Below are 14,665 nucleotides of genomic sequence, written 5' to 3' on the forward strand. Positions count from 1 at the left end.
AACGAGCCAGCAGCACTCCATCGATAATCGCCCGATGAACCCGCTGCTGTCGCGCCTGCACCCCTACCCGTTCGAGCGCCTGCGTGCGCTGACCAAGGACATCGTCCCGAATCCGGCGCTCAAGTCGATCAGCCTGGGCATCGGCGAGCCGCGGCACGCCACGCCGGAGCTGATCAAGCAGGCGATCGCGGACAACCTGAAGGGCCTGGCGAGCTACCCCGCGACGGCCGGCGATCCGGCGCTGCGCCAGGCGTTTGCCGCATGGGTGGGGCGCCGCTACGGCGTCACGCTAGATCCGCAGACGCAGGTGCTGCCGGTGGGCGGCTCGCGCGAGGCGCTGTTCGCGCTGGCGCAGACGGTGATCGACCCGACGAAGGCCCGGGCCACCGTCGTCAGTCCGAACCCGTTCTATCAGATCTACGAGGGTGCGGCGCTGCTGGCGGGTGCCGAAGTGGCCTACGTGAACAGCGACCCGGCGCGCAACTTCGCGGCCGACTGGGCGAGCGTCTCCGACGACACCTGGGCCCGCACCCAGCTGCTCTACGTCTGCTCGCCCGGTAACCCGACCGGCGCGGTGATGCCGCTGGCCGAGTGGAAGCGCCTGTTCGAGCTCAGCGACAAGCACGGCTTCGTGATCGCCTCGGACGAGTGCTACTCCGAGATCTACTTCCGGGACGAGCCCCCGCTGGGCTCGCTCGAAGCCGCGACGAAACTCGGCCGCGGCTTCGAGCGGCTGGTCGCGTTCACCAGCCTGTCGAAACGCTCGAACGTACCGGGCATGCGCTCGGGCTTCGTCGCCGGCGACGCGGCGATCCTGAAGCAGTTCCTGCTCTACCGCACCTACCACGGCAGCGCGATGAGCCCGGTCTACCAGCAGGCCAGCATCGCCGCCTGGAACGACGAGGCCCACGTGGTCGCGAACCGCGACAAGTACCGCGCCAAGTTCGCGCAGGTCGTGCCGGTGCTGGCGCCGGTGCTGCCGGTGGCGCTGCCCGATGCCGGTTTCTACCTGTGGGCGGACGTGTCGGAGTTGTCCCCCGGCGGCGACGAGATCGCCTTCGCGCTCGGGCTGCTCGCTCAATACAATGTCGCGGTGCTGCCCGGCACGCTGCTGGCGCGCGAGTCCCACGGCGTCAACCCGGGCGCCGGCCGCATCCGCCTGGCGCTGGTCGCCGAGGTCGACGAGTGCCTCGAGGCCGCGCACCGAATCGTTTCCTTCATCACCGCCCAACGAGCCCCGTCATGACCCAAGCAAGCCCCCACCAGCTGCAAAGCACCATCGAACTCGCCTGGGAGAGTCGCGCGTCGATCAATGCGACCAACAGCCCCGAGATCTTCACCGCGGTCGAGAGCGTGATCGCCGACCTGAACGCCGGCCGCCTGCGCGTGGCCGAGCGCCAGGGCGTGGGCCAGTGGACCGTCAACCAGTGGGTCAAGAAGGCGGTGCTGCTGAGCTTCCGCCTCAACGACAACAAGATGATGCGCGCCGGCGACCTCGGCTTCTTCGACAAGGTCCAGACCAAGTTCGCGCACCTGACCGAGGACGAGATGCGCGCCACCGGCGTGCGCGTGGTGCCCCCCGCCGTCGCGCGGCGCGGCTCGTACGTGGCGAAGAACGTGGTGCTGATGCCGAGCTACGTGAACATCGGCGCCTACGTGGACGAAGGCACGATGGTCGACACCTGGGCGACCGTCGGCTCGTGCGCGCAGATCGGCAAGAACGTCCACCTGTCCGGCGGCGTCGGCATCGGCGGCGTGCTGGAGCCGCTGCAGGCGAACCCGACGATCATCGAGGACAACTGCTTCATCGGCGCGCGCAGCGAGGTCGTCGAGGGCGTGATCGTCGAGGAGAACTCGGTGATCTCGATGGGCGTGTACATCAGCCAGAGCACCAAGATCTACAACCGCATGACCGGCGAAGTCAGCTACGGGCGCATCCCGTCGGGCTCGGTCGTGGTCAGCGGCAACCTGCCGGCGGCCGACGGCAGCCACAGCCTGTACTGCGCGGTGATCGTCAAGCAGGTCACTGCCGAGACCCGCGCCAAGACCAGCATCAACGAACTGTTGCGCAGCTGATCACGGCCGCGGCGCCCACACCGCCCGCGAAGCGTGAAATGATCGGCCGTTCCCCAAGCCTGAAAGGATTCTCATGAGTGGCGGAAACATGGAGCGCGTGCTGCGCCTGATGTCGGAGAAGGCGGCGTCGGACGTGTACCTCTCGGCGAGCTCGCCGATCCTGATCAAGATCAACGGCCAGCTGCTGCAGCTGAGCGACCAGCCGCTGACCCACGCGCAGCCGCGCCAGCTGCTGGCCGAACTGCTGACGCCGAGCCAGCTCGAGGAGCTGGACGACACCGGCGAGCTGAACATCGGTGTCGGCCTGGCCGGCGTCGGCAGCTTCCGGCTCAGCGCGTTCCGGCAGCGCGGCTCGATCGCCGCGGTGTTCCGCTGCATCCCGTTCGTGATCCCGACGCTCGAGAGCCTGAACGTCCCGCCGGTGCTGAACACGCTGGTGCTGGAGAAGCGCGGCCTGATCCTGATGGTCGGCTCCACCGGCGCCGGCAAGAGCACCACGCTGGCGGCGATGCTGGAGCAGCGCAACCAGCAGCTGGCCGGCCACATCCTGACGATCGAGGACCCGATCGAGTTCCTGTTCAACAACAAGAAGTCGGTCGTGAACCAGCGCGAGGTCGGGCGCGACACGCACTCGCTGCAGGTCGGGCTGAAGAACGCGCTGCGCCAGGCGCCCGACTGCATCCTGATCGGCGAAATTCGCGACCGCGAGACGATGACCGCGGCGATCTCGTATGCACTATCCGGCCACCTGGTGCTGTCCACGCTGCACGCCAACAACAGCTACCACGCGCTCGGCCGGATCCTGTCGTTCTACAGCCCGGAAGCGCGCCCTGCGCTGCTGGCCGACCTGGGCGCCGGGCTGAAGGCGATCGTCTCGCAGCGCCTGATGCGCGCCACCGCCGGCGGCCGCGTGCCGGCGGTCGAGGTGATGCTGAACACCAAGCTGGTCGCGGAGATGATCGAGAAGGGCGACTTCTCCGGCGTCAAGGAGGCGATGGAGAAGTCGATGGCCGAAGGCTCGCAGACCTTCGAGCAGGACCTGGCGCGCCTGATCAACACCGGCGTGATCTCGCGCGACGAGGGCCTGGCCTTCGCCGACTCGCCGACCAACCTGATGTGGCGCCTGCAGAACGACATGACGCCGGTCTCGCGCATCGTGCCCAAGCGCGACGAATCCGACGACCAGGCTTCGTTCACCGAAATCACGCTCGACGTGCGGCCCGAACCGGCCTCGACCTCGGCCGCGAGCTTGCGCCGCTTCTGAGTCCGCCGATGTCCCGCACGCTGCAACTCACCGAACAGCTGATCGCCCTGCGCTCGGTCACGCCCGATGACGGCGACTGTCAGGCGTTGCTGCGCGAGCGCCTGGCCACGCTTGGCTTCGAGTGCCACACGCGGGTGCACGGCCCGGCCGGCGCCGAAGTCACCAACCTGTGGGCCGTGCGCCGCGGCACGGCCGGTGCGGCCGGCAAACTGCTTGCGTTCGCCGGCCACACCGACGTGGTCCCGACCGGCCCGCTGTCGCAGTGGAGCAGCGATCCGTTCGTGCCCACGCACCGCGACGGCCAGCTCTACGGGCGCGGTGCGGCCGACATGAAAACCTCGATCGCAGCGATGGTCGTCGCGGTCGAAGAATTCGTCACCGCCGTGCCGCAGCACGCCGGCTCGGTCGCCTTCCTGCTGACCAGCGACGAAGAGGGCCCCGCGCTCGACGGCACCGTCAAGGTCTGCGCGTGGCTGCGCGAGCGCGGCGAGCGGCTCGACTACTGCGTCGTCGGCGAGCCGACCTCGGTCGACTCGCTCGGCGACATGATCAAGAACGGCCGCCGCGGCACGCTGTCCGGCAGGCTGCGGGTGATCGGGGTGCAGGGCCATATCGCCTACCCGCACCTCGCGAAGAACCCGATCCACCTGCTCGCGCCGGCGCTGGCCGAGCTGGTCGCGATCCGCTGGGACGAGGGCAACGCGTACTTCCCGCCGACCAGCTGGCAGGTCTCGAACGTCCACAGCGGCACCGGCGCCGGCAACGTGATCCCGGGCGACGTGGTGGTCGACTTCAACTTCCGCTTCTCGACCGAATCGACGCCGGAGTCGCTCAAGGCGCGTGTCCACGACGTGCTGGACCGCCACGGCCTAAAATACGAGCTTGTGTGGACGCTCGGCGGCGAGCCCTTCCTGACGCCGGTAGGCGACCTGAGCGAGGCGCTGTCCGCCGCGATCCTCGGCGTCACCGGGCTGACAACCGAGCTCTCGACCACCGGCGGCACCTCCGACGGCCGCTTCATCGCGAAGATCTGCCCGCAGGTGATCGAGTTCGGGCCGTTGAACGCCACGATCCACAAGATCGACGAACGGGTCGACGTCGCGAGCCTCGATCCGCTGAAGAACATTTACCGTGACCTGCTGGTCCGTTTGCTGACATGACACTGATCGATCTCATCACCGCGCAGAGCGCCCGCCTCAAACAGGCGGGCGTTTCGTTTGGGCACGGCACCGGCAATGCATTCGACGAAGCGGCGTGGCTGGTGCTGTGGTCGCTCGGGCTGCCGCTGGACGCCCTCGAAGAACGCGCGAAGAAGGACCTGACCGCCGACGAGCAGGCGACTTCCGAGGCCCTGATCACCCGGCGCATCGAATCGCGCCTGCCCGCCGCGTACCTGACGAAGGAAGCCTGGCTGCAGAACGTGCCGTTCTACGTCGACGAGCGCACCATCGTGCCGCGCTCGTTCATCGCCGAGCTGCTCGCCGACGGCGAAGGCAGCGGCACGCTCGACGCCTGGCTCAGCGACACGACCCACCGGGTGCTCGACCTGTGCACCGGCAACGGCAGCCTCGCGGTGATCGCGGCGATGGCCTACCCGGAGATCGTGGTCGACGCGGCCGACGTGTCTGACGACGCGCTGGCGGTCGCGCGCATCAACGTCGAGCGCCACAGGCTGGACAAGCGCATCACGCTGCTGCAGTCCGACCTGCTCGACGCGGTGCGCGGCCCGTACGACCTGATCCTGTGCAACCCCCCCTACGTGAATTCGCAGAGCATGCAGGCGCTGCCGGCCGAGTACCGCGCCGAGCCGGCTCTGGCGCTGGCGGGCGGCGACGATGGCATGGACCTGGTTCGCCGGATCCTGCGCGAAGCGCCGAAGCACATGACGGTCGATGCCGTGCTGGTGCTCGAGATCGGAAACGAGCGCCCGCATTTCGAGCACGCGTTCCGGCGCCTCGAAGTGGCCTGGCTCGAAACCAGCGCCGGCGACGACCGGGTGCTGCTGGTCACACGCGAATCCCTCTCCAAATACCGCTGGTCCTGATCCCATGCTCGCTCTGAACAACGTCTCCCTGCGCCGCGGCGTCAAGCTCGTCCTCGATGGCGCCAGCGTCGTGCTGCAGCCCGGCGAGAAGGTCGGCCTGGTCGGCCGCAACGGGGCCGGCAAGTCGTCGCTGTTCTCGCTGCTGACGCACCGCCTGCAGTCCGATGCCGGCGATGTGGCGATGCCGCCGCGATGGCGCATCGGCGAGGTCGCGCAGGAAATGCCCGAGACCGACCAGGGCGCGACCGAGTTCGTGCTCGAAGGCGACACCCGGCTGATGGAAGCGCAGGCCCAGCTCGTTCAGGCCGAGCTCGACGACGACGGCCACGCGATGGCCGAAGCCCACCACGCGATCAGCGACGCCGGCGGCTTCGAGGCCCGCCCGCGCGCGCAGGCGATGCTGCTCGGCCTCGGGTTCAAGACCAGCGAGCTCGATTCGCCGGTCAACAGCTTCTCAGGCGGCTGGCGCATGCGCCTGCAGCTCGCCCGCGCGCTGATGTGCCCGGCCGACCTGATGCTGCTCGACGAGCCGACCAACCACCTGGACCTGGACGCGCTCGTCTGGCTCGAGGCGTGGCTCAAGCGCTTCGAGGGCACGATGATCGTGATCAGCCACGACCGCGAGTTCCTGGACGCGATCACCAACGTCACGCTGCATCTCGACGCCACCAAGCTGACCCGCTACACCGGCAACTACACCGCGTTCGAGGAGATGCGCGCCGAACGCATGATGCAGGCGCAGGCCAACTTCGCGAAGCAGCAGGAGCGCATGGCGCATCTGCAGAAGTTCATCGACCGCTTCAAGGCCAAGGCCAGCAAGGCCAAGCAGGCGCAAAGCCGCGTGAAGGCGCTGGCGCGCATGGAGAAGCTCGGCCCGGTGCTGACCAGCGCCGACTTCCAGTTCGAGTTCCGCGAGCCGCTGAGCCTGCCGAACCCGATGCTCGCGTTCTCGATGATGGCCTGCGGCTACCGCGCCGACGATGGCAGCGAAACCCGCATCATCGACGGCATCAACCGCTCGGTCCTGGCAGGCCAGCGCATCGGCATCCTGGGCGCCAACGGCCAGGGCAAGTCGACGCTGGTCAAGACCATCGTCGGCGACCTGCCGCTCCTGGCCGGCGAGGTCACCGAGGGCAAGGGCCTGTCGATCGGGTACTTCGCGCAGCAGGAACTCGACGTGTTGTCGCTCGACGACGGCGCCCTGATGCACATGATCCGCCTGGCCCGGGACAAGGGCCCGTCCGGCCGCGAGCAGGAGCTGCGCGACTTCCTCGGCTCGTTCCGGTTCGTCGGCGAGATGGTGTCGCAGCCGGTCGGCACGCTCTCCGGCGGTGAAAAGGCGCGCCTGGTGCTGGCGATGCTGGTCTGGCAGCGCCCCAACCTGCTGCTGATGGACGAGCCGACCAACCACCTCGACCTGACCACCCGCGAGGCGCTGAGCATGGCGCTGAACGAGTTCGAGGGCACGGTGATGCTGGTCAGCCACGACCGCGCGCTGTTGCGCGAGGTCTGCGACGAGTTCTGGCTCGTCACCGCCGGCGGCGTGCAGCCGTTCGACGGCGACCTCGACGACTACCAGAAGTGGCTGCTCGAACAATCGCGCGAGGCCGCGCGCGAGCAGTCCAAGGGCGACAAGAAGCGCAAGCGCGACGCCGTGGCGCCGGCGCCCGCGCCGGTCGCCGCGCCCAGCGTCGCGGCGGCACCCGGCGGCCACGATCGCAAGACCGGCGCCGCGCAGCGCCAGCAGCGCAGCGACGAACTGAAGCCGCTGCGCAAGGAACTCAACGCCGTCGACAACCGCCTGGGCGTGCTGATGAGCGACCGCGACGCCGCCGAGGCCGCGCTCGCGGCCCCGACGCTGACACCGGCCCAACGCGCCGAACAAGGCAAGCGACTGAAGCAGATCGGGGACGAGATCGAGACGCTCGAGGCGCGCTGGCTCGAGCTCAGCACACGCGTCGACGCCCTGACGGCGCAACCCGCAGGCTGAACGCCGGGCGGCAACAGCCCTGTCGTCAGTGCGGGCAATTAGATTGTTCGCAATTTAATCGCCAGCAATTCGTTAGAGTAGGGCCATGCGTCACCCCACCGATCCCCGTGAACACCAGCGCCTCGATCGCCAGCTGTGTTTCGCGTTGTACTCGAGCTCGCTGCAGATGACCAAGCTGTACAAGCCGGTGCTGGCGCCGCTCGGCCTGACCTACCCGCAGTACCTGGTGCTGCTCGTGCTCTGGGAGCACGACGCACAGCCGAAGGCGCAGCGCGAGCCGATCGGCGTGGGCGAACTGGGCCAGCGCCTGTACCTCGATTCGGGCACGCTGACCCCGCTGCTCAAGCGCATGGAAATCGCCGGCCTGGTCGCCCGCACCCGCGCCGCGGGTGACGAGCGTCGCGTGGCGCTGTCGCTGACCGACGCCGGCCGCGCGCTCCAGCGCCGCGCGGTCGGCGTGCCGCAACAGGTTGCGTGCGCCACGGGGTGCAAGCTGACCGAGATCTCCGCACTCACGACGCGGCTGCAGCAGCTGCGCGACCACGTGGCCGACCACCTCGCGCTGGCTGCGTGACTCCGATCCCTTCCCCCACCCGCAACCAAGGACCTCGCCCATGAAGCTCGACAAAGTTCTGTACACCGCCCACGCCACCTCGACCGGCGGCCGCGAAGGCACCTCGAAATCGTCCGACGGCGTGCTCGACCTGAAGCTCACGACCCCGAAGGAAATGGGCGGCAACGGCGCGGTCGGCACCAACCCGGAACAGCTGTTCGCGGCCGGCTACTCGGCCTGCTTCATCGGCGCGATGAAGTTCGTCGCGATGAAGCAGAAGATCGCGCTGCCGGCCGACACCTCGATCGCCGCCGATGTCGGCATCGGCCCGATCCCGGCCGGTTTCGGCATCCAGGTCGCGCTGAACGTCTCGATCCCCGGCATGGAGCGCGAGGCGGCGCAGAAGCTGGTCGAGGCGGCGCATCAGGTCTGCCCGTACTCGAACGCGACCCGCGGCAACATCGAGGTCACGCTGACCGTCGTCTGATCGCCGATCACCGCGAATGCGCACGCATTCGCGGTGTTTTCTGAGGCTCGGCGGGCCTGCGCGGCGTTATCGTAAATGTGGCTCAAGTGTGACCCAGAGCCGCCGATGAACGATCAACGACCTGCCGCGCGCGATGCCCCTGACCCCGTTCCCGACCCTGATGTCCGACGAGCCCGAGCGCTTCGGCTGGCCTGCGCTTCCGTTCGACTGGCGCCACCGCCCGCCGCCCGGCATCGACGTCCCGCAACCGTGCCGCATCGAGAGTGTCGTCGGCACGCCGGTCGACGGCGAGATGACCGGGTTCGATGCGCTGCAGCGCACGCTGCACTTCCGCACCTCGCGTGACGGCACGATCGTCGAACTGCCGTTCACCCGCTTCCGCCGCCTCACCCTGACCACGCCGCTGCAACCCGCACTGAGCGCGTCCGGCGCGCCGGCAGAACGCGTGCCGGCCGCCGCCCAGGAGCGCGACTACCGGCTCCAGGGCGCCGGCACCGTGACGCCGATCACCGGCCGGACCTGTGGCCGCGTCGAGACCGCGGACGGCATGTTCCTGTTTCCGCCGGTGCAGGAGGAGTCCGCGCTGCAACGCGTCTTCGTGCCGCGCAGCGCCTACATCCGCAGCGAATTCGGCGCGTCGGCCGAGGAGATTGCTGCCCGCATGTGGATTTCGAGCCCGCACGAGCTGCTCGCGGCGATCGAACGCCAGCAGCGCATGCCGATCCTGCCGCTCGGCCATTCGCTGCTCGAACTCGGGCTCCTGACCGAATCGCAGCTCGAGCGCGCGCTGGCACGCCAGTCGGCCGCGCGCGACGTGCCGCTCGGCGAGATGCTGGTCAAGGACGGCCTGATCTCGCGCGGCGACCTGCAGACGGCGCTCGCGCACAAGATGGGCTATCCGCTGGTCGACCTCGGTCGCTTCCCGATCGACCCGAAGGCGGCGGCCAAGCTGCCGCGACGCGTCGCGCTCGGCCTGCACATGGTCCCGCTGCTTCTGGTGAAGGACCAGCTCATCGTCGCCGTCGACAAGCCGGCGCGCGTGATGAAGCTCAAGGGCGTCAACGCGATCACGGGCGTGACCGTGACGCCTGTGCTCGCGTCGCGCATGCAGATCATGCTCGCGCAGGACCGCCAGAAGAACGACATCTGGTCCGGCCACGTCGCCGACAAGCTGCCGTTCTTCGCCAGCACCATCTGAGCCGCTCGTCCGGCCCGGCCCGGCGCGCGCCGCGCCAGCGTCAGAAGATCGAGTTGCTGTTCGGCAGCGTGCTGGCGAAGCCGTTCGAGCGCGAGGTCACCCGGTCATGCTGGCTTTGCGGCACCGTGGACGTGACCGCCCGCCGATGGGCCAGCAGCTCCTGCTGCGAGATCGGTCGCGTCTCGCCGAACAGCGAGGGCTTGAACGCGATCTCGCGCTCGCGGTCGTCGCTGGCCCACAGCAGCAGCGCGCGCGCCGACATCGGCTTGGCGAAAAGGTAGCCCTGCAGCTCGTCGCAGCCCATCTTGATCAGCAGGTCGCGCTGGCTCTCGGTCTCGACCCCCTCGGCAACGACCTTCAGGCCGAGCGCGTGCGCCAGGCGGATCACCGCATCGACGACGGCCCGTGCGTCGGCACCGGTCTCGATGTCCATCACGAAGCTGCGGTCGATCTTGAGTTCCTCGGCCGGCAGCTTGCGCAGGTAGCCCAGGCTCGAGTAGCCGGTCCCGAAATCGTCGATCGACAGGTGCACGCCGGCTTCGCCGAGGCGCTGGAAGGTGACCTGCGTGGCACGCGTGTCCTCCATCGCGACCGACTCGGTGATCTCGCAGGTCAGCAGCGACGGATCGATGCGGTGCCGTGCCAGCGCCGTCGTGATGCGCTCGACCAGGTCGTCCTGGCGCATCTGGAAGGCCGACAGGTTGATCGCGACGCGCATGCGCAGGCCCTTGTCGCGCCACGCCCGGGATTGCCGGCAGGCGTCCTCGATGACCCAGTTGCCGAGCGTGCCGATCAGGCCGAAGCGCTCGGCCACCGGGATGAACGTGGCGGGGCCGATCATCCCCTTGGTCGGGTGCTTCCAGCGCAACAGCGCCTCCGCCGCGGTGACCCGGCCGGACAGTGCATCCACTTTCGGCTGGTAGAACAGTTCGAGTTCGTTGTTCTCGAGCGCCAGGCGCAGGTCGCGCTGCAGGTCGAGCTGCTCGTGCGCATCGGCCTCCATGCTCGGCTCGAAGAAGCAGTAGCACGCGCCGCCCGAACGCTTGGCCGCGTACATCGCGGCATCGGCGCGCGCGATCAGCTTCGGCTGCGCGCCGCCGTCCGGATAGAAGACGATCCCGATGGAACACGAGATCACCACCTCGCGGCTGCCGATCGAATACGGCTCGCTCAAGGTCGCCAGCATGCGCGTGGCGACTTGCGCCGCGTTCTGCTCGTCGACCTCGCCTTCGAGCAGCATCAGGAATTCGTCGCCGCCGACGCGGGCCATCGTGTCCGCCGAGCGCGAGATCCGCCGCAGCCGGTCGCCCACCTGGCGCAGCACCGCATCGCCGCTGCTGTGGCCGAAGGAATCGTTGATCGGCTTGAAGCCGTCGAGATCGATGAACAGCACCGCGAGCCGCTCCCGGGCCTGGTCGGCGCGGCCGACCGCGGCCACGAGCTTGTCCTCGAACACGAGCCGGTTCGGCAAGCCCGTGAGCGCGTCGTGGTACGCGATCTTCTGCAGGTCGGAGTTCGCCTGGCGCAGCGAACGTTCAAGGCCGTCGGCCCGCTCGGCGAGGTGGCGCTCGATGCGTGACATGAAGCGCACCACCGACAGCGACACCGCGGCCGCGATGCCGGCAAGCCAGCCGGCATGCGGGCTCGGCAATCCGGGCATGGTGTCGGGTGCGCCGAACGAGACGTCGTCGCCCACCACGAGCCACAGGAAGGCGGCGAATGCGACCCCTGCGGCAGGCCCGGCCCAGCGCGCGCGGCGCTCGGACCATCGCAGCAGGCCTTCGCTGGCCAGCAGGTACGCGACCAGCGTCAGGCTCGCGCCGATCAAGGTCAGGTCGAGCGGCCAGCTCTGCGACCACAGCGGCGCCCAGGCGTTGACAGGCTGCAGCGACACCAGCATCAGGCTGCTCGACACCAGCACCCCGAGCGCGAGTCCGGCGCTGATGCGCAGCCAGCTGCGCCAGCCGGGCAGCGCGATCGAGACCGCGGCGAAGACACCGAACGCGGTGCCGACGCTCACCAGCCAGGACGCGAGCAGCAGTGCGCCGTCGTGGGACAGGTCGAGCGCCCCATGGCGCGCCAGCAAGGTCATCAGCAACGCCGCCGACAGGCTGGTGCCCCATGCCGCCGCGCCACCCAGCAGCCAGCCCCAGGGGCTGGCGTGGCGCTTGGTGCGGGCGCGCCGCACCAGGTCGAGCGCGACGAAGGGGAGGTACAGGCACAGCGCCATGACCCCCGCATACAACGCGCTGCGCATCCAGTCGTCGTCCATCGAACATCCTCTCCGACAACGTCGCTGCGGGGCGACGAACCCGTGGTGGCGGAACCGAGCGCGGACGCTCAGACCGGTGATCCGGCTTTATCGACGGGCGGTCCGTCGACTTGATGGAAATGTTTCCCGACTGCAAAGAGACCGGGGGATTGCGCGGCTAAAGTATCGCCAGCGCCAACCGATAGGCAGTGAACCATGCAAGACCTCACCGCATTGCTGTTCGCCATCCTCGCCATCGCCGTGACGGCCATCGCGTCGCGCTGGTGGTATCGCCGCGAGCGGCTGCGGCTCGAGAGCAAGCTTGGCCGCGTCAACGCGGACCGTGACGTGTTGCACGAACAGGTCAAGAAGGCCCGCGAGCAGGTCGCGCAGCTTCAGAAGGAACTGTCCGCCCGGCGCCAGGCCGCCACGGCCCTGACCAAGGCCGCACCGGCCGCGGCGGTCCATGCCCCGATGCCGACCGGTCCCGCGGCGAATGCGCTTGCAGGCGGGCTGCTGTTCGAAGCGCCGCAACTCGCGGCACATGGCTTCGCCGACACGCAACCGTTCAGCGAGAGCACCTTCCCGGGATTGCGCCCGCGCGCCTGATCACCTGTCGCAGCACGCCGAAGGCGCCCTGACGATGCGCAAGCTGTTGCCGCTTTTCCGGTTCCCGCTGACCTTGCTGCGCGCGGCCGCGCCGGCGCCGCCCAGGGGCCCCAAGCCGCCCGAACTGATGACCGACTCCGACTGGGTGCGCCATCGCGCGCCCCGCCGCCACCGTGACGAGGTGCTGTCGGACGCCGCCGTGGCCTGGCTGGCGCGTCTGCCGGACGACTTCCGGCCCGACCTGTTGGCCGCGCGCTACCCGCGAATTGCCAACCGCATGGCGCTGCTGTGGCGCGATCCCGGCCTGATCGAGGAGTATCTCGACGACCTGCTGGTCGCACGGCGCCCGAATCGCCAGGGCTTCGCGCCCGAGGTGGCAAGCGATCTGCAGTCGCTGCAGGTCCTGAACGAGCACCGCCTCTACGGCGCCGGCGATCAGGACGACCGCGCGGCCTGAGCCGCCGCCGAAGCCGCCATCAGGCGCAGCATCAGTTCGATCCGCGCCTTCGTGGGCGTCAGCGCACCGGCAGACGGGAAGGCGGTGTCGCCCGAGTCGATGATCCGCCCGTCGAGGCAACGCGTGCTGCGCCAAACCGACACGCCGGCGTCCTGGGCTGCTGCCAGCGCCCGCTCGAGGCGCTCGTGCACGCTGCCGTTGCCGGTGGCCGCGACGACGATGCCGCGCGTGCCGGCGGCACACAGCGCGGCAACGATCTCGCCGCTCGCGCCGGCATGGCTGGTCACGATCTCGACCGCCGGCCACGCCCCCGCATCGGCGGGCAGCTGTGCCGCGCCGACCAGCGCCGGCTCGCATGGCCACTCGCGAAACCGCCCCAGGACGCCCTCCTCCACCACGCCCAGCGGCCCCGCATCGCCCGACGCGAACGCGTCGAGCCGGTAGGGATGCACTTTGCGCACGTCGGCGGCGGCGTGCAGCCGACCCGCCAGCAGCGCCGTCACGCCGCGGGCGCCGGGGGTGCGCGCCACCGTGACCGCGTCGAGCAGGTTTTGCGGGCCGTCCGCTTGCAGCGCCGTTGCGGGCCGCATCGCCGCGGCCAGCACGATCGGCCGCGCCGGTGCCAGCGTGCGCTGCAGGAACCAGGCGGTCTCCTCGAGCGTGTCGGTGCCGTGGGTGATGACGATGCCCGCCACCTCGGGCCGCGCGAGGTGGTGTGCGCAGCGCAGCGCCAGCGCATGCCAGACCGCGTGCGTCATGTCCTTGCTGTCGAGTTGCGCGATCTGCTCGGCCTCGATCGGTGCGCCGGCCAGTGCCGGGACCGCTGCCAGCAGCTGCGCGACACCCCGCTGTGCGGCCACGTAGCCGACGTTGTCCGTCGCCTCACTCGCGGCGCCGGCGATGGTGCCTCCGGTCCCGAGCACCACGACGATCGACGATACGTTTTGCATTTTTGCGCCAGCTGGATGAAAATACAGGTACTGGATGGATCGTCAGCACCGCTCAGCCGTGCCGACGGCGCATCCGCTTTCAAGGACGCCCAGTGTACGAACCGCCCAAGCTCACCGATCGCCAGCAGCAGATCCTCGACCTCGTGCAGAGCGCGATCGAGCGCACCGGCGCCCCGCCGACTCGCGCCGAGATCGCCAGCGAGCTCGGCTTCAAATCGGCCAACGCGGCCGAAGAACACCTGCAGGCGCTGGCGCGCAAGGGCGTGATCGAGCTGGTCGGCGGCACGTCGCGCGGCATCCGGCTTCGCTCCGAGACGCTGCGTCAGCTCAACCAGCAGCGCGGCAAGCAGTTCGCGCTGCCGCTGCCGAGCCTGGCGCAGCTCACGCTGCCGCTGGTCGGCCGCGTCGCCGCCGGCAGCCCGATCCTCGCGCACGAACACGTCGACCAGACCTACCTGATGGAGGCCAGCGTGTTTCCGCGCCGGCCCGATTACCTGCTGAAGGTCCGCGGCATGAGCATGCGCGACGCCGGCATCATCGACGGCGACCTGCTCGCCGTGCAGCGCGCCAAGGACGCCAAGAACGGCCAGATCGTCGTCGCCCGGCTGGGTGACGAGGTCACTGTCAAGCGCTTTCGTCGCACGCGCAACAGCATCGAGCTGATCCCCGAGAACCCCGATTTCCAGACCATCGTCGTGCCCACCGGCGGCGCCGATGCGGGCGAGATGCAATTCGAGCTCGAGGGCCTGGCGGTCGGGTTGATCCGCAACAACATGATGCTGTGAG

The 14,665-nt window shown here is 69.2% G+C and carries 14 protein-coding genes; 12 read left to right on the forward strand and 2 right to left on the reverse strand.

Annotated features, from left to right (window positions below; translation table 11 throughout):
• Nucleotides 1–34 precede the first annotated feature (34 nt).
• From dapC to ACWH49_RS24705, 9 genes are all read left to right on the forward strand, one after another.
• Nucleotides 35–1,246 carry a succinyldiaminopimelate transaminase gene (gene dapC / locus ACWH49_RS24665; RefSeq protein ID WP_448173839.1) on the forward strand — a complete coding sequence of 404 codons (1,212 nt, stop codon included), beginning with the start codon at nucleotides 35–37 and terminating at the stop codon, nucleotides 1,244–1,246.
• Entirely contained in the window at nucleotides 1,243–2,076 is an 834-nt protein-coding gene (gene dapD, locus ACWH49_RS24670) for a 2,3,4,5-tetrahydropyridine-2,6-dicarboxylate N-succinyltransferase (RefSeq protein WP_448173840.1), read from the forward strand. Before dapC ends, dapD begins: the two co-directional genes overlap by 4 nt.
• Nucleotides 2,077–2,149: 73 nt before the next feature.
• Nucleotides 2,150–3,340: a PilT/PilU family type 4a pilus ATPase gene (locus ACWH49_RS24675; protein WP_056470707.1), complete on the forward strand. Its 1,191-nt coding sequence runs from the start codon at nucleotides 2,150–2,152 to the stop codon at nucleotides 3,338–3,340.
• An 8-nt stretch (nucleotides 3,341–3,348) separates the two neighbouring features.
• On the forward strand, nucleotides 3,349–4,500 hold the full coding sequence (gene dapE / locus ACWH49_RS24680; RefSeq protein WP_448173841.1) for a succinyl-diaminopimelate desuccinylase: 1,152 nt from the start codon (nucleotides 3,349–3,351) through the stop codon (nucleotides 4,498–4,500).
• Nucleotides 4,497–5,384 (forward strand): 50S ribosomal protein L3 N(5)-glutamine methyltransferase, encoded by an 888-nt coding sequence (prmB, locus tag ACWH49_RS24685; protein WP_448173842.1) that lies wholly within the window; start codon nucleotides 4,497–4,499, stop codon nucleotides 5,382–5,384. The genes dapE and prmB overlap by 4 nt, the downstream gene beginning before the upstream one ends.
• 4 nt (nucleotides 5,385–5,388) lie before the next feature.
• Nucleotides 5,389–7,374: an ABC-F family ATP-binding cassette domain-containing protein gene (locus ACWH49_RS24690; RefSeq protein ID WP_448173843.1), complete on the forward strand. Its 1,986-nt coding sequence runs from the start codon at nucleotides 5,389–5,391 to the stop codon at nucleotides 7,372–7,374.
• An 85-nt stretch (nucleotides 7,375–7,459) separates the two neighbouring features.
• Nucleotides 7,460–7,948: a MarR family winged helix-turn-helix transcriptional regulator gene (locus tag ACWH49_RS24695; protein WP_448173844.1), complete on the forward strand. Its 489-nt coding sequence runs from the start codon at nucleotides 7,460–7,462 to the stop codon at nucleotides 7,946–7,948.
• 40 nt (nucleotides 7,949–7,988) lie between these two features.
• Complete coding sequence (locus ACWH49_RS24700) at nucleotides 7,989–8,414, forward strand: organic hydroperoxide resistance protein (protein ID WP_056470724.1); 426 nt, start codon at nucleotides 7,989–7,991, stop codon at nucleotides 8,412–8,414.
• A gap of 133 nt (nucleotides 8,415–8,547) precedes the next feature.
• Nucleotides 8,548–9,612 carry a GspE/PulE/PilB domain-containing protein gene (locus ACWH49_RS24705; protein WP_448173845.1) on the forward strand — a complete coding sequence of 355 codons (1,065 nt, stop codon included), beginning with the start codon at nucleotides 8,548–8,550 and terminating at the stop codon, nucleotides 9,610–9,612.
• 40 nt (nucleotides 9,613–9,652) lie between these two features.
• On the opposite strand, the gene ACWH49_RS24710 is transcribed toward ACWH49_RS24705, so the two are convergent.
• The gene (locus ACWH49_RS24710) at nucleotides 9,653–11,884 is read right to left on the reverse strand and encodes a putative bifunctional diguanylate cyclase/phosphodiesterase (protein WP_448173846.1); all 2,232 of its coding nucleotides are present in this window, start codon (nucleotides 11,882–11,884) and stop codon (nucleotides 9,653–9,655) included.
• A 195-nt stretch (nucleotides 11,885–12,079) separates the two neighbouring features.
• On the opposite strand from ACWH49_RS24710, the gene ACWH49_RS24715 reads away from it, so the two are divergent.
• Together ACWH49_RS24715 and ACWH49_RS24720 are read left to right on the forward strand one after the other, a co-directional pair.
• The gene (locus ACWH49_RS24715) at nucleotides 12,080–12,472 is read left to right on the forward strand and encodes a hypothetical protein (protein ID WP_448173847.1); all 393 of its coding nucleotides are present in this window, start codon (nucleotides 12,080–12,082) and stop codon (nucleotides 12,470–12,472) included.
• Between the two features lie 34 nt (nucleotides 12,473–12,506).
• Nucleotides 12,507–12,929 carry a hypothetical protein gene (locus tag ACWH49_RS24720; protein WP_448173848.1) on the forward strand — a complete coding sequence of 141 codons (423 nt, stop codon included), beginning with the start codon at nucleotides 12,507–12,509 and terminating at the stop codon, nucleotides 12,927–12,929.
• On the opposite strand, the gene ACWH49_RS24725 is transcribed toward ACWH49_RS24720, so the two are convergent.
• Nucleotides 12,908–13,879 (reverse strand): asparaginase, encoded by a 972-nt coding sequence (locus ACWH49_RS24725; RefSeq protein ID WP_448173849.1) that lies wholly within the window; start codon nucleotides 13,877–13,879, stop codon nucleotides 12,908–12,910. The genes ACWH49_RS24720 and ACWH49_RS24725 overlap by 22 nt on opposite strands.
• Before the next feature lie 92 nt (nucleotides 13,880–13,971).
• Here ACWH49_RS24725 and lexA point away from each other — a divergent pair, with 92 nt between their 5' ends.
• Nucleotides 13,972–14,664, forward strand: a complete 693-nt coding sequence (gene lexA, locus ACWH49_RS24730) for a transcriptional repressor LexA (RefSeq protein ID WP_448173850.1) — start codon at nucleotides 13,972–13,974, stop codon at nucleotides 14,662–14,664.
• Nucleotide 14,665 lies beyond the last annotated feature (1 nt).

It is taken from the genome of Rhizobacter fulvus (assembly GCF_964020785.1).